The 23,057-nt window shown below is 34.6% G+C and carries 3 protein-coding genes; all 3 read left to right on the top strand.

Annotated features, from left to right (window positions below):
* Nucleotides 1-464: 464 nt before the first annotated feature.
* The 3 genes from BC962_RS14745 (at nt 465) to BC962_RS14755 (ending at nt 23,051) form a co-directional block, all read left to right on the top strand.
* The gene (locus tag BC962_RS14745; RefSeq protein ID WP_121346789.1) at nt 465-7,475 is read left to right on the top strand and encodes a LamG-like jellyroll fold domain-containing protein; all 7,011 of its coding nucleotides are present in this window, start codon (nt 465-467) and stop codon (nt 7,473-7,475) included.
* Between the two features lie 148 nt (nt 7,476-7,623).
* Nucleotides 7,624-14,190, top strand: coding sequence for a LamG-like jellyroll fold domain-containing protein (locus BC962_RS14750; protein ID WP_121346790.1), 6,567 nt, complete (start codon nt 7,624-7,626; stop codon nt 14,188-14,190).
* 146 nt (nt 14,191-14,336) lie between these two features.
* Nucleotides 14,337-23,051 carry a PKD-like domain-containing protein gene (locus BC962_RS14755; RefSeq protein ID WP_121346791.1) on the top strand — a complete coding sequence of 2,905 codons (8,715 nt, stop codon included), beginning with the start codon at nt 14,337-14,339 and terminating at the stop codon, nt 23,049-23,051.
* Nucleotides 23,052-23,057 lie beyond the last annotated feature (6 nt).

Below are 23,057 nucleotides of genomic sequence, written 5' to 3' on the forward strand. Positions count from 1 at the left end.
AAATAAAATTCCTACTATTTAATGAGCTCAATCGGATTTTCTAAAAGAGGTTTCCAGTGGAAATGTAAACTATAAGTTGCTATTTGAGTTATCAATTAAAGCTAAATTGAGTAGAACAAAAACATTGTTTTACTCAATTTTTTGTGATTTTAAATCTCGCGGTTATAATAAAAATTCTGAAAAATTAAAGAGCTATACAGTAATCTCTTTTATTATGAAAAAGAGCTGAAACTATAAAAATCATAAATAATTTTTGGTATTGATAAATATCTAAACATTTATACTTCAGCTGTATAAATCTCTTGAAAAAATAAGTTTTAAATAAGATTATTCCTACAAATATAATATTATTGTCTTAATAAAGTTAAATTTTAATGTATTTCATCGATTAATAAGGTATTTCACCCTGTGAACTGGAGAATTTTAATGTAGTTTTACAAAAATTCTGTTAAAATAATTGTCTCATGGGAAAAATTACTTTAATGGGAAGAAATCCATTATTGAGTTTACTCTTTTTAGCTTCTTCCCTTTTTATAAACATATTTGCTAATAATATTAATGAGGAGATTATCATTAGTGGTAATATTTCAGAGTTAAATTGCAACAACGTTAATAATGCCGCTATAACAATTTCTGTAAGTGGTGGTACAGCTCCCTATACGTATTTATGGAACGATGCCAATACTTCTAAAAACCGAACTAATTTACCAGCTGGATCTTATAAAGTTACCGTTACTGACGCACTCTCTATAACAGCTTCCAAAACTTTTGTGATAAATAGTCCCACTGCTATTATTATAAATTCTCTCTCTAAAACCAACATTTCCTGCTTTAACGGAAATGACGGAGTAATTACAGCAGGATCTGTTTCGGGTGGAAATAATAATTATGAATATTCTATTAATGGAACAAATTTCCAGAGCAGTAATACATTCTCAAATTTAACAGCTGGCAATTATACAATTACAGTTAGAGATAGTAATAATTGTAGGACATCCAATACCACCTCACTTACAGAACCTAACCAGTTATCTATGCAAAGTTCTAGCTTTATTGCAGTTAGTTGCAATGGGAAAAGTGATGGATCTATAACTATTGGTACTGGAACTGGAGGTAGTGGTGCATATACCTATTCTATAGATGGTAATAACTTTAAATCTTCAAGAACCTTTAACGATCTTATTGCAGGTACTTACACTATTACTGTTAAAGATGATAACAACTGTGAGATTTCAGAAAATATTACAATTACTGAGCCTTCCCTATTATCAATGCAGACTTCATCCACTACCTCGGTTTCATGTAAAGGTAAATCAGATGGGTCAATAACCGCAGGAGAAGTAGTGGGCGGAAATGGTAATTACACTTATTCTATTAATGGCTCCACATTCCAATCCAGTAATCTATTTTCAAATCTAAGTGCGGGTAATTATACACTTAGCGTAAAGGATCTTAAAAACTGCGAAATATCAGAAATAATAACTATTAATGAGCCCGCGGCTTTGGAGGTAATGTCTCCAACTATTAAAAATACTACATGTAATGGAGCTTCAGATGGAACTATAGTGGTTGGTACGGCCTCAGGAGGAAATGGAGATTTTAAATATTCATTGGATGGAACAAATTATCAAAATGATAATTTTTTTGAAAATCTCCCAGCCGGAAATTATGTTATATATGTTAAAGATAAAAAGGGCTGCGAAATAACTATGGTAACTAATGTAGATGAGCCATCTTCTTTACTTATGCAACCATCAACTTATTCTCCTGTAAGCTGTAATGGAGCTAAAGATGGAAAAATCATTGCAGGAGAAGTAACTGGTGGAAGTGGTACCTATCAATATTCTATTGATGGTATTTCATTTTCCTCCAACAATACTTTCACAGAATTAAATGCCGGAAATTACACTTTGCAAGTAAAAGATTTAAATGACTGTACTACAGAGGAAGATATTATAATTTCCCAACCCGATACCTTATCTGCAATTCCTGCGACTTTCAAGGCATTAACTTGCTTTGGAGCAAATGATGGATCTATAATTGTTGGAACTGTAATTGGTGGAAATGGAGGTTACGAATTTTCTATAGATGGAACGAATTTTCAAACCAATAACACTTTTTCTAACCTACCTGGAGGAAATTATACTTTAACAATAAGGGATTCTAAAAACTGTTTGATTTCAGAAACAATTACAATAGCCGAGCCTATTGCGTTAAAAATGGAATCTGCAGAAATCACGAATGTTAATTGTTATGACTCTGGAGATGGAGAAATAGTGGCAGGAACCGTTACTGGTGGAAATGGTGGATATGAATATTCCCTAGATGGAATAAATTTCACTACAAGCAATACGTTTAATGAGCTTAATGTAGGTAATCATACTATAACCGTAAGAGATGTTAAAGGATGTACAGTTACAGAGACTGTTACATTAACTGGACCACAGATACTAGTAATGGATCCAGCAACGAAAACTGATATTAGCTGCCATGGAGCGTCTGATGCTACCGTAACTGCAGGAGCGGTTAGAGGAGGTACAACGGGTTATCAATATTCTATAGATGGAGTGAATTTTGGATCGGAAACAACATTCAAAGTTCTATATGCAGGAACATACACCCTTACAGTGCGAGATCTAAACGGTTGTAAAATAGAAAGAATTATAGAAATAAATGAACCGGAACCACTAATTTCTGAACCAGCTTCATCCACAGCTGCTGCATGTGTAGGAAATAACAGCGGAACCATAACAGCAGGATCTGTAACAGGAGGAAATGGTGAATACTTATATTCAATAGACAACACCAATTTTAATAATACGGGTATATTTACTGATGTTGCAGAAGGCTCTTATACCATTTTTATAAAAGATAGTAAGGGATGCGCTACTCAATCTGATGTTATAGTAGCTGCTCCTGAAGCGCTAGATGCTAATATAGTTAGCACCAATGTAAATTGTTTTAATGGATCTGATGGAACATTATCTATAAATAATGCCACTGGAGGTCATGGAGCTTTTGAATATTGCATAGATGGAACCACTTGGCAAACTGACTCAAAATTCACTGCACTAACGGCTGGCACATATTCAGTTAAAATTAGAGATCTTGATTATCCAAGTTGTGAAATCACTTTAAGTAATAATACAATTATTACTCAACCAGCAGCTACAGTAAGCGTTCAGGTTACAACCACAAGAACTACCTCATATGGAACTTCAACAGGAACTGCTACTGCCAATGCTTCTGGCGGAACACCCGGGTTCACTTATGCGTGGAGAAAAATAAATGAAGCAACTGTACTTCAAACTACCAAAACTGCAAATGGTTTGGCTGCAGGTAATTATGAAGTTACTGTAACAGATAAGAATGGCTGTTCACAACTTAAAGAATTAAAAATAATAGAGGCTATAAAAGCTCCAATCATTCCAACGTCTATTTGTCCAGAAGATGAAGATGTAATTAGAACTTCTTATTTTGAAGTAGAAGATCTTACTGCTATAGGTGGAGTTGGTCCTTATACTTATTTATGGAATTTTGGCGAAGGAGCTACTCCTCAAACTGCTACAGGTCCAGGATCTCACGTTGTGAAATATAATACCTCAGGAAACAGAACGATAACAGTTGAAGTTAAAGATAGCACTGGAGCTGTTAAAACAGAATCTATAATTCAATACGTTGGTGAATGTTTTAAGGATGATTGTGGATCTAATGATTTTGCTATTAACTCTTTTTATATGGCAGATGCCAGTGGAAATAAAATCACCGCTGCTACCTGTGGAAATGGACAACCAAAATTTCTTTTCTTTGATCTTCCAACCAATTCTACACGTTACTCCTTATACATAGAATATATTTTTACTATAGAACATGCAGATGGTACTTTGACTAATGTGAATAGGGGCTTATGCTTTTACGAGAAGGAAGCTATTCCTACTAAAGTAAAAACTATTGAAATAGATTGGGAATGTGGTGACCTGTTAACTATAGAGAATGTGTATTTGACATTTTCGAATAATAGAAATTGGAAATGCGGTCAAGGTCCAAAGCCAAAATGCTATTCTACTAATAATAATGAAGTTGTAATTACTCCATTATACGCCCGAGCTACTCCAAATGAATTATTATGTAATGGGTCTAACAATGGAATTGTAACAGTAAAAGCAAATGGTGGTCAAGGACCATATCAATACAGCATTACAAGTGCCACTTCTGGTTTTCTGCCGAGTAATGAATTTTATAATTTAATAGCAGGAAACTATACGGTGTGGGTAAAAGATAATGAAGGAACGGTATTTAAAGCAGCTCCTGTAACTATAAATCAGCCGCTTTCGCCTATTATTCTTTCTGTTACTTCAACAAATCCTATTTGTTTTGGAGAAACAGGTCGAGCTACAGTATCGGCAACAGGAGGTAGCCCTTTTCAATCTGAAAACGCCGAAAATTATTATACATATTTATGGAATGATGCAACTGAGCAAACAACTGCAACTGCCATTAATTTAACAAACGGAGAATATACTATTACAGTAATAGATAAAAATGGTTGTCAAGCCATTGAAAAAGTAACAATAGTAGAACCAGCACAAATATCTAAAGCAATTGCTGGGGAGGATCAAAATTTTAGTTGTGGCTTTAAGGGAACCAATCTTTCTGCAAATATACCGGAAGAAGGAACTGGAACTTGGACCATTATTTCCGGAACAGGAGGACAAATTAGCGAACCTAACAATCCTCAATCTTATTTTACAGGAACGGCAGGTAACTATACCCTTCAATGGACTATCGCTAATGAAACCAACACTTGTACTACTAATGATCAAATGTTAATTTCATTTACTGAAGATTGTAGCACGTTAGATTTTGATGGTGTAGATGATCACGTAACAATGGAAAATAATTATAATTTAAGCTCTGGTAATTTTACAATTGAAGCTTGGGTAAAATTAAACTCACTGAATGGCCAACGCACAATAGTTTCTAAGAGAGACTCACAAAACCTATCTGCCGGAGGTTATGATCTTTCAATTAATAGTGGATCTCCAACGTTTAGATGGGGTAATTCAACCGTAACATCATCGTACAAATTAACTACTGCAAGGTGGTATCATGTCGCGGTCATATTTACTAACGGCCAAGCTAAATTATATGTAGACGGAATTAAAGTAGGAAATGGAAGTGCCAGCAATCCTACAGCGACCTCAAGTCCCTTTCTTATTGGAGCTATTTTTAGAGGAAATAAACCGGAAAATCCGGTGAATTATTTTCATGGCTGGATAGAAGAAGTGAGAATTTGGAAAACTGCACTACAGGAAGAGCAATTAAGATTCATGATGAATCAACGTTTAAAGGTAAATGTAACTCCAGTAACTGGGACAGTATTACCCTTAGTAGTGCCAGGAGACCTTGCCTATAATAATCTTGAAGGATATTATCAACTTATAGGTAGTGAACTATCTAACGGATTTACACCAGATAAATCTATAAATAAGGTAGATGGATTATTAAAAAATATTGAAACTACCCAAGAAAATTCAGCTCCCCTACCCTACATTTCTAAAGTCGCAGGGCAATGGAGAAGCAAAAATACTTGGCAACGACCAGATGTATGGGACGCTCCTAATAGTTTAGGAATTAATGGGGAACCTATAAATTGGAACATTGCCCAAATTGCACATGATATTACGTCAGGTGGAAAGGATATTTATATGCTAGGCCTACTTTCTCAAATTGGGGAGCTGAATATGGCAAATCCAAATCAAACTTTAAACGAAAATAATTCTGGACAAGGACTTACTATTACTCACTATTTAGATCTAAACGGAAGTATAGACCTAGTGGGCGAATCCCAACTAGTTCAAACCGAAGGAAGTATTTTGGCACCTACAAGTGCTGGTTTTATTGAACGAGATCAACAGGGAACTGCAAATAGTTACAACTATAATTACTGGTCTTCTCCAGTTGTAGATCAAGGAACATCAAATTCTACATACATGATTTCCAAAGTGATGTTGGATGGTACCGATACTAATAATCCAAAAAACATCATGTTCGGGAATGGTGTAACCTTTGCAGATGGAAAATATTCTAATCCAAGGATGATAAGTAATTATTGGATATGGAAATTTAGAGGAACTGCAGATGAATATTCTGAATGGAAACATATTGGTAGCAATGGTGTTTTAAAAATTGGAGAGGGATATACTATGAAAGGGACTTCTGGAGATGCATCCATTGCAGATAGACAAAATTATGTTTATAAAGGAAAACCTAATAATGGTACTATTACCTTAAATATAAGTCAGGATCAGAATTATCTTTTAGGCAACCCCTACCCTTCTGCAATTGACGCTAAAAAATTCATATTAGATAATATTAAAGACAGTGGTGGATTAAATAATGTAAATGTGTTTACAGGAGCCGTCTATTTCTGGGACCATTTTGCTGGAAAAACTCATATTCTAAGAGAATATGTTGGGGGCTATGCAACCTATAATCTTATTGGTGGTGTGAAAGCCATTGCAATGGACGACAGAATTAATAGTAATTCTGATGCAGTTGCGAGTAAAACTCCTGGACAATATATTCCTGTAGGGCAAGGTTTCTTTATAAACTCTATGCCAGACCCATCTTTAAATGGATTGAACAATGTAGTGGGAGGAGATATTGTTTTCAAAAACAGCCAGAGGGTATTTGCTCGAGAAGCAGTAGGGAGTTCTCAATTTTTAGCTCCAGAGAAAACCGATAAAGCAAATAAGGAAGCAATAGCATTAGGAAAGATCAGAATAAACTTCCGTTCTCCTAAAGGTTACAGAAGAGAACTTCTAGTTGGTATTAATCCAAATGCAACTAATGGATATGATCTTGGATATGATGCACCATTAAATGAATATAATGTAGAAGATATGTTCTGGCTAATTAAGGACCATGAATTTGTAATTCAAGGAGTGTCAAATTTCGATGTAGATCAAGTATTACCTATAGGCATGATGATAGATGAAGAAGGACCAATTAATATAGGATTAAAATCTTGGGAGAATTTACCAGATGATAAAATGGTTTACATTCATGATAAATGGAATGATAGTATACATGACATAAAAGAGATTGCCTATGAAACAACTATGAAGCCCGGTTATATTGTAGATAGATTTGCTTTGATCTTTTTTAAAGAAAAAGAAACTATCACTCCCATAGATACAATTCAAGTACCTATGATTACGCCTAAGGATTGCTTAGTAACAATGAAACATAATTATAGAGATAATGAAATCCAGATCTTAAACAATGAAGAAATTCAAATTGACAATCTTTATTTATACGATCTAAATGGCAAATTATTAGTAAATCATTCGTCCATTTCAAATTCCAAAGAAGTAAGGATAAGTATAAAAAATTATCCCTCAGGCGTTTATATCGTTAAATTAAAAACAACCGATAAGCTAATCACACAAAAAATCATTATCAAAAATTAACATTAAAATTCGTACATATATTAGGTTTCCGACAATAAAAACTAGCTAATTCACAGTATTTATGCGTTTTAGCTAAATTTTTCGCCCTTTATCAAAACTACTTTCATGTAAACTACGTACATTTGGAAACATTTGTAACAAATTTTGCATGGGAAAAATTACTTTATTGGTTAGAATTAACATATTAATCTTAATGATATTATGTTCAACTAACTCTTTATTGGCTTCCGAGAAATCAGATTTAGATAAGTTTTCATCTACTTCTGAAAATGTCTGTTATATGTTTTTTGAATCTAAGGAAATAGAACCTTTAGGTTTAAATAATTCATTAATTGAATCTTTTACAGCATCATCCTATAAAACGGAAGAGGTAAATAAGTCTATGGTTTTAGCAAAACCTAGTATTACTTTATCTGCAATACCTGTAATATGTAAAGGAACATCTAATGCAATTTTATCATATACGGCCACTACTAACAATCCAAATAAGTATTCCATAATATTTGATCAGTCTGCTAAGAATGTGGGATTTTCAGATGTTAGTAAAGATCATTCCTTTCCAACTGGCGCAGGGAGTTTAAACATTAATGTTCCAACGAATGCACCTTTCGGAACTTATGAAGCTACTTTCTACACTAGTAGCAGCAGTAATTCCAGTGATAAAAGTGATCCTTATAGGATAAAAATAATTATTGGAGATAATGATAATCCAACAATTACGACGCTTGCCGCTATTAATGTTAATGCAGACTCCGGAACTTGTACATACGCAAGTTCCCAGCTAACAAAACCTAGTGCTGCCGATAATTGTTCAATAGCAAGTGTGATTGCTTCGCCAACTAGTTTAGTTCTGGGTGCAAATACGGTAACCTGGACGGTAACCGATGGCGCAGGTAGAAAAGCAACATCTTCACAAACAGTAACGGTGGTTGATTCACAGGATCCAACAATTACGACTCTTGCTGCTATTAATGTTAATGCAGACTCCGGAACTTGTACATACGCAAGTTCCCAACTAACAAAACCTAGTGCTGCCGATAATTGTTCAATAGCAAGTGTGATTGCTTCGCCAACTAGTTTAGTTCTGGGAGCAAATACGGTAACCTGGACGGTAACCGATGCTGCAGGTAGAAAAGCAACATCTTCGCAATCAGTAACAGTGGTTGATGCACAGGATCCAACAATCACGACTCTTGCCGCTATTAACGTTAATGCAGACTCTGGAACTTGTACATACGCGAGTTCCCAACTCACAAAACCTAGTGCCGCCGATAATTGTTCTATAGCAAGTGTGATTGCTTCGCCAACTAGTTTAGTTCTGGGAGCAAATACGGTAACCTGGACGGTAACCGATGCTGCAGGTAGAAAAGCAACATCTTCGCAATCAGTAACAGTGGTTGATGCACAGGATCCAACAATCACGACTCTTGCCGCTATTAACGTTAATGCAGACTCTGGAACTTGTACATACGCGAGTTCCCAACTCACAAAACCTAGTGCCGCCGATAATTGTTCTATAGCAAGTGTGATTGCTTCGCCAACTAGTTTAGTTCTGGGAGCAAATACGGTAACCTGGACGGTAACCGATGGTGCAGGTAGAAAAGCAACATCTACACAAACAGTAACGGTGGTTGATGCACAGGATCCAACCATCAATTGTGTAGGAGATAAAATTAAAACGGCCGATATTGGAAAATGTTATTATACAGTTATTGGAACTGAATTCGATCCAACAGCAACGGCAGATAATTGTGGTATTACACTCTTAAGTAACGATTTTAATGAAAACTCGACTTTGGCTGGAGCACAAATACCTAATGGGACGACTATTATTTGGACCATAACAGATCCCTCTGAAAATACAGAGACCTGTAGTTTTACAGTAACTGTTAATGATACTCAAATTCCTACCTTACCAACGTTACCTGATATAATTGCGCAATGCTCAATTACTGTAACACCACCCACTACGATAGATAATTGTAAAGAAACGGTAATAGGTACAACTGGTGTAGATCTCACCTTTACTGAATCTGGTTCTATATTCTGGATATTTACTGATGATTCAGGTAATTCTACCCCCGCTATTGAGCAAAAAATTCTTATAAATGATACCGAGGCACCGGAACCGGAATTACAAAATTTACCAGTACAGACGATCAATGGGTGTGAAATTTCAAGTCTTTCCGATTTATCCAGACCTAAAGCATTAGACAATTGTGATGGTATAATCTTAGGAACTTTAAGTCCAGATTTTATATTTCCTTATTCTTTTTACGGAAACCGAACAATTACTTGGAATTATATAGACAGCAGTGGAAACACCACTACTCAAAATCAAGAGATTAAACTTGTGCCCGTAAATATAAATGGAGGTAATATCACTGGAACTTTTCAAGGTTCCGAATTTTCTGATAGAGTTGATATCTCGGCTTGTGGATCTTCAATCTCTATTCTGTTAAAACTAGTTAATCAAAGAGGAACAATCTTAAATTGGGAAAAATTTGCAGAAAATGATGGAGCTTGGGAGAATGTTTCGAACAATACAAGTCAATTGAATGTTTCATTTGTGCAAGGTCAATTAGAGTCCACTTTTTATAGAGTATTGATTAAGGAAGGTACATGTAGAGAATATTCCAAAACTTTCTACGTTCGAGCACTGCCTGCTGCAACAGCACCATCCATAGAGAGTTTAGATGAGGATGATAGTTATTGCTTGAATGAAACAATTCACTTAAGAGCTAAGACGAATTATCTTGCTACTCAACCTGCCTCTGTAGATTCACAAACAAATTTTGACGGAGGACAATTAAATCCTAATAACCCCGATTCCTGGCTTATAGACGGTTCAACCGGAGGTTACTCGTGTGGAGGAAATAACTCTAAAGCTCGAAATTGGTCCTGTACCAATGATGGACATGACTTTGGAGATATCCTATATTCTAGCCAAGCGGGTAAATTTGCAGTGGCACAAGGAGATTACAATGATAATAAGTACAAAGGAGAATCTCCTAGTACAATTGAGAGTCCAATATTAGATTTAACCGACGCTAAATTTGCCTCTGTAAATTTTGATCAAGCTTATTATTTTGTAAATAATGATTATGCTAATATTGAGGTGTCCACAGATGCAGGAGCAACTTATAAACCACTGAAAATAATTCATGCAGTTGGCAGTGGAGTTAAGAAATGGTATACAGCTGGAACTGCAGAATCTGTTAATGGATCTTCAGCAACCAGATATAATTTCAGTACCGATAATACTTCTATTTCTTTAAACGATTATATTGGAGAAAGCAGAGTAAGGATCAAATGGTCATTTAAAGGAACTTCAGACAATAGTATTTGGGCAATGGATAATCTTTTTATCAATAAAGAAATCTTAGTTCCTACAGATGTGGAATGGACGATAGGAATTGGAGATCCAAATGAAAAACCTATAAAGAATGACGGTACTACCGAAACTAATGTTGATTTACCAGCTAATGTACCTGGTCATCATGAATACGGTGCAACCGCTCTTATAGCAGGTTGTCGTACTTATAGCGAAGACGGAACTGGATTAATCGATGTTTACGTTAGTCATGCTTATGCGGGAGAAGATATTATTAATAACAATGAGCAATGTGGGCAAAATACGGTTCAATTAAACGCCTATGATAATATGCTTTCTGCTAATGAGAATGCTGCAAAAGGTTCTTTCGAGCTTCCAGAAAATTGTGTAGGTTGTGATGATTCCGGAACGAATGAAATTGGAACGTGGTCATATATGAAAGAAGGAAACTCACCATCGTGCGGGGAAACGCCAAGGTTTTCTGATGTTAATTCAGCAAATTCAACTTTTACGGCAGATGCAGGTACTTATATTTTAACATGGACGGTTAATGGCTGTTCAGATACTGTCAAAGTTATAATTACAAGCTGTAATACTGTAGACTTCGATGGAACAGATGATTATATAGAATTTGGACAGAACCATAATTTACAAGGAGATTTTAGCCTCGAAATGTGGGTTAAACCAGAATCAACAACTGGAACTCAAACTCTATTTTCAAAAAGGGATGGAAACTATGATGGTAATGCAAAGGGATATGATTTAAAAATAAGTAATTCTGGAGAAGTTTCTTTTAACTGGGATAAATCTGGATCTATTAGTTCTTCACCTTATAAGATAAATACAAATCGCTGGTATCATATAGCATTAACTCATTCCGCATCTGGAGAATATAAATTATATATTGACGGGGTTTATTTAAAGCTATTGGGGGGTGGATCACCTAGTGAAAATGAGTTTAAGGCAATTATGGGAGCAATGGACACTAAAAAACTAAATAAACCTTTAAATTTTTACAATGGATGGATTGATGAAGTAAGAATTTGGAATGTAGCTCTCACTTCTGATCAATTACATCAAATGATGAATCAAAAAATCATACCAAGTCCAACTAAAAACGGAAACGTTCAAGGGGAAATTATACCAAAAGATATACCTAACATTTTATGGTCTAATTTATCGGGTTATTATCAAATGGAATCCGTGTCATGTGGATATTTAAAGTCTAGTGCTAACCCTATTATTGATGGCGAACTTGTAAATATAACTAGCGCACAACCTCAAACTGCTCCTATACCTTATATTTCTGTAAATGATGGAGATTGGAATAGTTCAATTACCTGGGCACAACCTAGTGTTTGGGATATTCCAAATAGTTCTGGTATAGGAAAAGATATTCTTGATGTGGATCCGGCTCATCCCTCCAATTATCGATCTCCAATAGATTGGAATATAGTTAAGATAATGAACAATAATAGTATAAAGTCTGGATCTCGAGATATTACATTATTAGGATTATTATCTGAATCCGGTAAACTAACAATGGAGGGTGTTATTAATACTTCAACAGGAACTGGAACAGGTCAAGGATTATGGATAACTCATTATTTATCTCTTAACGGGATAATAGATTTGGAAGGTGACTCGCAATTGGTTCAAAAGCGTTATACTCCAAGCCAAACCTATGAAAGTATTTATGAGGAAAATAGCGAAGGATATATTGAAAGGGATCAACAAGGAACAGCTAGTAGTTATAATTATAATTATTGGAGTTCTCCAGTTGTTCCGCTAGGGAATGCTTCAAATTCAACTTATACAGTAGCTTCCGTATTAATGGATGGAACAATTTCAGCCATTCCAAGAAATATTGATTTTGGACAAGGTGTAACTTATGCAGATGGAAAAGCTGCAAATCCAAGGAAAATTAGCAATTATTGGATATATAAATTCAGAGGAAAAGCAGATGAATACAGCGATTATGAACACATTGGCAGCACGGGTATACTAAATGTAGGTGAAGGTTATACAATGAAAGGCACCTCTGGAGTCGCAGCAATTTCAGATAGACAAAATTATGTGTTTAAAGGTAAACCCAATAATGGGGATATTAGTTTATCTGTTGGAAAGAATCAAAACTATATGTTGGGGAATCCATATCCTTCCGCAATAGATGCAAATAAATTTATCTTAGATAATCTTAATGCTAGTGGAGGAAATAATGAAAAAAATATATTTAATGGTGCTTTATATTTTTGGGATCATTTTGGGGGGCAAACACATACTCTAAGGGAATACGTTGGTGGGTATGCTACTTACAATTTAATTGGTGGTGTTAAAGCTATAGCTACAGATGATAGAATTAATAGCAATACTGGAGCTGTGACATCCAATGACAATGTACCCGGACAATATATACCAGTTGGCCAAGGCTTTTTTATTAATACTGTATTAGACGACGATATTGGAAATATTACGGTTGATGGTGGAGATGTATTATTTAAGAATAGTCAAAGAGCTTTTGTAAGAGAAGAAACAAAAATTTCTCATTTTTTAAGTCAAGAGAAAACTATCAGTAACGAAAAAGAAGCAACTCCAGATCCAAAGATCAGGTTAGATTTTAATTCTCCTTTAGGATATCAAAGGCAAATTTTGGTGGGTGCAAATAAAAATGCTACAAATGGATATGATCTAGGCTATGATGCGCCACTTAATGATTATAATGAAGAAGATTTCTTTTGGTTAATTAATAACTATGAGTATGTTATTCAAGGGGTTAATAATTTTAATCCAGACCAGGTCTTACCAATTGGAGTTTATATTTCTAAAGCAGGTGAAGCAAAATTTGAAATAAATAAGCTAGAGAATATTCCAGATAAAACAAATATCTATTTGAAGGATCTAGAAACGAAGTTATATCATGATCTAAGAAAATCGGAATTCAAAATAGCATTGGAACCCGGAGCATACTATGAACGTTTTCAAATTGTATTCGAGAAAAAAGATGATACTCCTGAGGAGACTGAAGAAGAAACTGAGACGGAAACTGAAGAAGAGTCCGAAAATGAGAATTCAGGTAATACAGGGGAAGAAAGCGAGATAGATTCAGGAGAAGAAACCGGTTCTAATACTGATGAATATAAGGAACTGAATCTTTACTATATAAGCAAGGATGAAGAAATTTCCATATTAAATCCTCAGTTAATAGATATAAATAGAGTAGAAATATATAACGTACTAGGACAAATTGTACATAAATATTCAGAAATTACAAACGGTAAGGAAATTAGACTTCCTGTTCATGAGAATTCTACAGGAGTGTATCTTGTGAAATTATATGCTGAAAATAGAATAATAGTAAAGAGAATTATACTATCGAATTAACAGCCTAATTCCTACAAATTTAAACTTAAGCAGAATAAAACGACCACAAATCGTATTAAAAATGCTCTTTATCTGATTTTTAGAGCTTTAATCAAAATTATTTGCAGCAAAAGTATGTACCTTTATACTGCTGCAAATAGGGCTAGATGGAAAAAATTACTTTATTAATTAGATCGTGCTTACTAATTTTTATACTCTTATGTACTTCATATAATGTTTTCGCAAATAAAATAATAGGTTCAGATAAAACTAGTTCTGATACTAATTTAGTTTGCCATTCATTATTTGATTCAGCAAATCTTAGTTTTTTAAAATTTGAAGAATCGAAAGTAAAAAAGATAGCGACTTCAAAAATTGCTGCTAAACCTACAATAACTTTAGGAAATAATCCATCTGTATGTAAAAGTGATACTTCTGCCAAAATTACCTATTCTACAACAACCGGGAATCCTAATAAATATAGTATAACATTTAGTACTGAAGCTCTAGCTCAGGGTTTTCAAAATACAACAGCTGCAACTTTACCTACTTCTCCAAAAGAAATCCCTATCGTTATTCCAGCAAATTTATCTTCTGGAAGCTACTCCGCGAACTTAGCTATTAGTAATCCTGCAGGGGAAAGAAGTAGTAATTATTCTATTTCGGTTACTATTAAGGAATCTCCAACGGTAAATAAACCAAATGATTATATAGTTTGTAATAATGAAATAATTCCTCCTATAATATATTCAGGAAATAATATTAATGGAGTAATTTATAACTGGACTAACAACAACCCTGCAATTAATCTTAGCGCCAGTGGGACTGGAGATATTACCTCATTTCAGGCAAAAAATTCAGGGGATACTCCAATCACCGCTACTATTAAAGTTAGCCCTATAGTAAATGGTTGCACGGGAGAAACTCAGGAATATAAAATAACTGTTAACCCATCTCCTAAGTTCAATAAACCTGCAGATGTTGTGATATGTGATAAAACCACTACTCCTGTAATAAATTTTACAGGCACAACGGTTTCAGGAACAAATTATATTTGGGCCAATAATAATACATCCATTGGATTAGCTGCATCTGGTAATGGAAGCATACCATCCTTCCAAGCTCGCAATACTTCTAATTCTCCAATAAGTGCAACTATTACCATAATTCCAACTGCAAATAATTGTGAAGGAGAATCTCAAATATTTAAAATTACTGTTAATCCCACAGCAAAGGTCAATCAACCTTTAGATGTTATTGTGTGTAACGAAGCGGCGGTTCCAGAGATAAAATTCTCCGGCAGCACTGTTTCTGGCACTACCTATTCATGGATCAACAATAATCCAACTATAGGTTTAGCTGCATTGGGAAATGGAAATATCTCTGCATTTACAGCTAAAAATACAGGAAATGCACCAATTTCTGCAAGTATAACCGTAACACCTAAAGCTAATGAATGTGAAGGAATTCCTGTAACATTTAAGATCACTGTAAATCCAACACCAAAAGTTAATGATGTAATAGATTATGCCATTTGTAATGGTGATAGCTTTTCAAAAATAATATTTGAAGGTAGCCCCGTTTCTGGAACCAAATATAATTGGACTAATAACGACACATCTATAGGTTTAAGTGGAAATGGTACAGAGGAAATACCAGCATTTACTGCAGTTAATAACACGACAGTTCCAGTAACTGCTAATATATTGGTAACGCCAGTTGCTAATAATTGCGACGGAGATGTTATGAGTTTTAAAATTACTATCAATCCAACCCCAACTATTACCAAACCTGCAGATATTGTAGTTTGTGATGGGGAAATGGTTGAAGAAATCATACTTAAAGGTTCTTCTGTAAGTGGAACTAGAAGAAATTGGATAAATGACAATATTGCTATAGGTTTAAAAGCAACTGGCCAAAATAAGATTAATTCTTTTATCGCAACTAATCCTACAAATCAGACTGTTTTTGCTACAATAACCATTAACCCAATTGCTAACGACTGTGAAGGAATACCGGAAACTTTTAAAATAGAGGTTAAACCAAAGCCTAGACTAATAGCTCCTGAAAATCAAATTTATTGTAATGGAGTTTTAACAAGTACTATTCCCTTATCTGGCTCCCCAAATGATATTTTATATGATATCACAGGGGGAGCTGCAATAGGTTTATCAAATAAGTTAGGAGTAACTGAAGTTCCAGCATTCAACACAATACCAGGAAATGCTACTATTTTAATTACACCCAAATCTAATACATGTATAGGAGAACCTGTTACCTATAACATTCAGGTTAATCCTACTCCCACTGTATCCTTAACACCATCTAGTCAAACTATTTGTTCTGGTGAACTCTCTAATATTTCACTATCTGGATCTTTACCTGAAACAACATTTAAATGGATAATCACGGGGATTTCTCCACCAGGAAGTATTAGTGGAGCAATAGAAGGTTCAGGAGAAAACATAGAGCAACAACTTATTAATAATACGAATGGAGTTGCAACTGTAAAATATAAAATTATACCAACAGCAAATAATTGTGATGGAACTCCAATAACTGCTATTATAAACGTTAACCCCACTCCGATCCTACAAATTACTATTCCAGAATGTTTAGAATCTGTAGATTTAACTTCTCCAAATATAAAGAACGGAAATACAACATCAGGGCTTACTTATACCTATTGGACAAATGCAGAGGCTACTGTTCCACTTTCAAACCCATCTAGTGTCGAAAAAGGATTTTTTTATATAAAGGGTACTACGATACCGGGTTGCTACATTGTGAAAGAGGTGGAAATTACAAAGTTAAAGCCAGTTTTAAGTAATATTTTGGATGCCCCTTCACAAATATGCAGCGGGTCTAATTTCGATTTCACTCCTATAAGTAGCTTGGAAAACACATCTATTACTTGGACTAGAGCAGCAATAGGGGAAAACCCTGCAAATCAATCTGATGATAAAAACATAGAAAACCCAAATGAAACTTTATTGAATGTGAGTTCTAGCCCTATTATAGCTAAATACATTTTTAAGTTAGAAACGGCAGATGGTTGTATAAATACTTCTGAAATAAATGTAAATATACTCCCCGAACCTCAATTAATTACCAATCCAGTTGGTGATCGGTGTAACGGTGAAGAAATATCCCATAATTTATCTAGTAATCTTGGTAACGCTTCAATAAATTGGAGAAGAGAAGCATTTTTAAACAATCCTCGGAAAACAGGTTCTGGTAATATTATGGAAACCCTGTATAATGATTCTGGAAATACTGTTGGTGTAACCTATTATATAACATTGTCAACTTCTGAAGGTTGCTCTAGTGAAAAACAAGTGAATTTCTCTCTGCTTTCTGGCCCAAAGGTAACTGCAAATGCATCGGCTATTGAAATCTGTCCAGGAAGTAAAGTTAATTTATCTTCTGTTTTTGAAAATCAAGGAACTTTGCCTTCTGTTTTAATAGATGAAAATTTTAATGCTTCTTTAAGTAATTGGAATACCATTAATAATACAACTGGAGGAAACACCAATGCATCTGCCTGGACCATAAGAAATAACAACTATGATACTGGTTACGGTAGGATTAAATCTAATGATAATTCAAAATTTTACCTTTCAAATAGTGATGCTTCAGGTTCGGGAAGTAGTACTAATACAATCTTGCAATATAACAAGCCAATAAATACTATTGGATACTCAACCCTTAATTTATCATTTTGGAGCTATTTCAGAAAATATTACGATGCAGACAATGCAGTAGTGCAAGTATCAACTATCAATAGCAACAACGATAATGACTGGACAACAATTAAAACCTACACATCTGACGTTAATGGAGTTCAAAACGTGGATTTATCTGGATTTACTGGGAAACAATCTTTATTTATAAGATTTAAATATTCAGCCAATTGGGGGTATTGGTGGGCCTTAGATAATATTTCCATATCTGGAACAACCAAAACTCCAAATGTAATATGGACTTCTTCCACAGACCCAAATTGGAGTTCTAATGAGCAAAATCCGCAAAATGTATATCCAGCTGAAACCACAATCTATACAGCGACTTATAGTGATCCAGACATAGAATGTCCAGGCATTGGTAAAATTGAAGTAACTGTTAGACAACCACCAGCTGTCACAATTACTCCAAATTATTGCGGAGATTCAACTTTCATAGAATTAGTATCAGATAATATTTTTGCTAGTTATCAATGGGAATCTGCGGGAAATATAATTGGGACAGATCGTAGTGTAAATATTGAGCTAGCACAAACATATACTTTAACTGTTACAGACAATTTTGGCTGCATGGGGATTGGATCTATTAGTGTTTCAGATGAATTGCTGACTAATGGGGATTTCTCACAAGGAAATATTGGTTTTTATACAGAATATCAATACGTAAATGATAATCCAAATACTAGAAATGAATTAAACCCGGAAGGTTACTTTGCAGTTAATGAAGATGCCCATAATTTCCATAATAATTTTTATGGAAAAGATCATACTACTGGCAATGGAAATTTTATGATTATTAATGGGCATCCGGGATCTGGAAAAGTAATATGGAGACAAACCATTACCAATATTCAACCTAATACAAATTATTATTTTAGTGCTTGGGGAATGAACTTAAACCCTGGAAACCCTGCCCGGCTTCAATTTCAAGTAAATGGTGTTCCAACCGGTACTATTGCCGATTTAAAAGATGCACCAAAACCTACCAGTAACGGGCAAGTAAATACTAATAATTGGATACAATTTTACAGCAATCCGTTCTGGAATTCTGGTAATTCAACCACTGCGGTATTAGAAATTATAAATTTAGAGACCATTAGAAATGGAAACGATTTTGGAATAGATGATGTTTCATTTGGTACTCTTGAGCCAATAATATTTAGCATATCCCCATCGAACAATTCTGCAATTTGTGAGGGAAGTAATTTAGAACTGTATGCTAATATTGAAGGCGGTAGAGATCCAATAGAATTTGAATGGACCAATCCTAGTGGAGAAATTATTTCTACGGAAGAAAATCCTGTTTTAGAAAATCTATTAACTGCAGACTCTGGTATTTATACGCTAACCGTAATTGATGGCTATGGCTGCTCTCCACAAATTGGAACTACAGAAGTTATAATAGTACCAGAAACTATTGTAGATGCAGGGGAAGATCAATCTGTTTGTGCAGAAAATGCAGAAATACAACTAAGAGGAAGTATTCTAGGCTCTATTACAACAGGAAATTGGACTGGCGGAAATGGTTCTTTTATTCCTAATAGAAACAAGCTTGACGCTATTTACACTCCCAGTACAGAAGAAATATCTGCAGGCTCGGTTATTCTTACTCTTATTTCAAATCTACCCGATGCACCATGTGAACCTGTTTTGGACACAATTATATTAACAATAAATCCTACCCCAATAGTCGATTCTATAGAGACTACGATGCCAAGTTGTTATCAAGGTTCTAATGGAACGGCTAAAGTGATCCTACCAGCTGGAACAGGTCCTTATACCTATGTATGGAGTGATGGACAAACATCTCAAATGGCGACAGGTCTAACGGCTGGAGAATATAACGTACTTATAACTAATGAATTTGGATGCAGCATAACTAAAGAAATAAGTATTACAGATCCATCTTTATTAGAAATAGTGTCGTCGAGTTTTACACCTGTTCAATGCTTTGGAGGTACAGACGGAAGCGTTTCTATAGAAATAACTGGCGGTGTTTTAGAAGAAGAATCCCCAAATTATAATATCAGTTTACTTGACAAGGAGGGAATAGAAATATATAGGGAAGAAGATAATAGTTCCGGATTTCTAACAGTATCCAACTTAATCGCATCTACTTATACTTTTATAGTATCAACTTCAAAAGCTTGTACATCTCTTTCTACGGCTTTAACTGTAAATCAGCCAGATGAAAGCCCAGCTTATGCGGGGGAAGATATAACTATTGCTGAATGTGGAACAACAATTTTCAACCTTTCTGCTTCTGAAATAGATCCTTCTGTGGCTTCAGGAAATTGGACTATATCTCTACCTATAGATGGAGGTGAAGGTTCTTTTAGTGATAGTACCAGCAGAAAAAGTAGCTTTGAAGGGAAAGCTAATACCGAATATATTTTAAGATGGACTGTTACACCTACAAATGGTTGCCCTCCTATTTTTGATGAGTTGATAATTACCTTCCCTCCTAGCTGTAGTAAATTAGATTTTGATGGAGTAGATGATTATGTAGATTTTGGAGATAATTTTAATTTACGAAATAGTGAAAACGCCTTTTCTTTGGAAGCTTGGGTGAAACCCAATTCTATTAAAGGTATTAACACTATAATTTCTAAACGAAATTTAAATGATTTAACCGATGGAGGCTACGACTTAATATTAAACAAGGGAAAACCTTCAATAAGACTCAATAACAAAACTATCTCTACAACCCAATCTATTGGTACAGATAGATGGTATCATATTGCAGCAGTGCAAGAAGGAAACCTAATAAATCTATACGTAGACGGTATAAAATTGAAAACAGATAATCTTTCAACAAAGCCCGGAGATATTAATTCTCCTATGCTAATAGGGGCAATGTATGATCCTGCTGAACCTTTAAATCCTAAGAATAATTTTCATGGTTGGATTGAAGAAGTTAGAATTTGGAAAACAGGATTAAATCAAGAACAAGTTAGGTTCATGATGAATCAACGTATTAAAAATAATAATGGGAATGTTCAAGGTGAAGTAATTCCAATGGACGTACCAACAAATCTTTCATGGAACAACTTAGAAGGTTATTATAGGTTAATTACAGGAGAGGTGGAAAATGGATTTGCATTAGATCATGGGACCTCTGGAATTAGTGGATTATTGAAAAATATAGAAACAACCCAAGAGAACAGTGCTCCACTCCCCTACATCTCTAAAAGTGATGGAAAATGGTTTGATTCTAATAGTTGGCTACAATCAAATGTTTGGAATGCACCAAATACAACTGGAATTAATGGATCTTTAATAAATTGGAATATCGCAAGGATCTCCCATAATTTAAAATCAGAAGTTAAAGACATTACACTGTTAGGGTTACTTTCTGAAGAGAACTCACTTATAATGGGTAAGAAAAACAATAAAAATCAAGGGCAAGGTTTAACTATCTCCCATTATCTAAAATTAGATGGTTTTATTGATTTGGCAGGTAAATCCCAATTGGTTCAAAACGAAAATAGCGTTTTAGATGAATCTAGTTTAGGTTACATAGAAATAGATCAACAAGGTACTGCTAGTAGCTACAATTATAATTATTGGTCTTCCCCAGTTGGTGAACAGGCCAAATCCAATAACTCTCCATTTAAAATTAAAACAATAATGCTTGACGGGAGTAATTCAAATACCCCAACCAATTTGGACTTTGGGAATGGGGTTACATATGCAGATGGGCCGTTTGCCACACCAAGAAAGATCAGTAATTACTGGATCTATAAATTTAGAGGCACAGCAGATCAATATTCTGAATGGGAACATATAGGAAGTGAAGGGGTATTAAAAACTGGTGAAGGCTTTACAATGAAAGGAACTTCTGGTAATGGAAAAATTAACGAAGAACAGAATTATGTGTTTACGGGTAAGCCTAATAATGGAACAATTAAATTAACGGTTGGAAAAGATCAGAACTATCTATTAGGAAATCCATATCCATCAGCTATAGATGCACATGAATTTTTGCTAGATAACATAAAAGCTAATGGGGGTAGAAATGATGATAACATTTTTAATGGTGCTCTATATTTTTGGGATCATTTTGGTGGTAAAACTCATATTCTAAGAGAATACATTGGTGGTTATGCAACGAAAAATTTAATAGATGCTGTACCAGCGATCTCTACTGATGAAAGAATAAATTCTAATGGCAATAGAGGTGTTAAGAAACCAGAGAAATTTATTGCCGTTGGTCAAGGTTTTTTTATTAACACTTCATTAGACCCATACCTCCCAGAAAACATAAGTGTTACAGGAGGAGAAGTGGTTTTTAAGAACAGTCAAAGATTCTTTATTCCTGAAACTCCTGGAAATTCGCAGTTTTTAAAACCAGAAAAAATTAATAAGGAAACTATAGACAATGATGTAAGAGCAAAAATTAGATTGGATTACAAATCTCCTATGGGCTATCATAGACAAATTCTAGTAGGCGCTGATGTGAATACTACGAATGGTTTTGACCTAGGTTATGATGCGCCTTTAAATGACTATAATTTAGAAGATTTCTTTTGGCTAATAGACAATAGAGAATATGTGATTCAAGGGGTATCAAATTTCGATTTAGAGCAGGTGTTACCTATTGGTATCTACATTACGCAAGAAGGTGAATTTACAATAGAGATTAATGCATTGGATAATGTCCCCGAAGAAACTAATATTTATGTTAAGGATTTAGAACAAAATAAATTCTACGATCTTAGAGAAGCTAAATTTAAACTTGACATTGCACCGGGAGCTTACTACGAACGTTTTCAAATTGTTTTTCAATCAGATGAAGATATTGCTGCTAATACAGATGAGGATACGGAAGAAGAATCCAATCCTGATGTTGAAGAAGATGGCTCTGGAGATTCAAAGGATGGACCCGATTCAAACACAAATCTAGATATTATTTATACAAGTACTAATCGAGAATTAGCAATTTTAAATCCAGATAATTTAGAGATCCAAAAAGTGGTGATTTATAATTTATTAGGTCAGAAGATCCAAGAATTTACAGAAATTGAAAATAAAAAAATAATGCCCCTTAGAGTTGAAGAATATCCTGCTGCAGTGTATGTAGTAAAAATGTTTTCTGAAAAAGGAGAAATCTCTAAAAACATCATATTAATGAAATAATATAGA

The organism is Gillisia mitskevichiae (assembly GCF_003634585.1).
GTDB lineage: Bacteria > Bacteroidota > Bacteroidia > Flavobacteriales > Flavobacteriaceae > Gillisia > Gillisia mitskevichiae.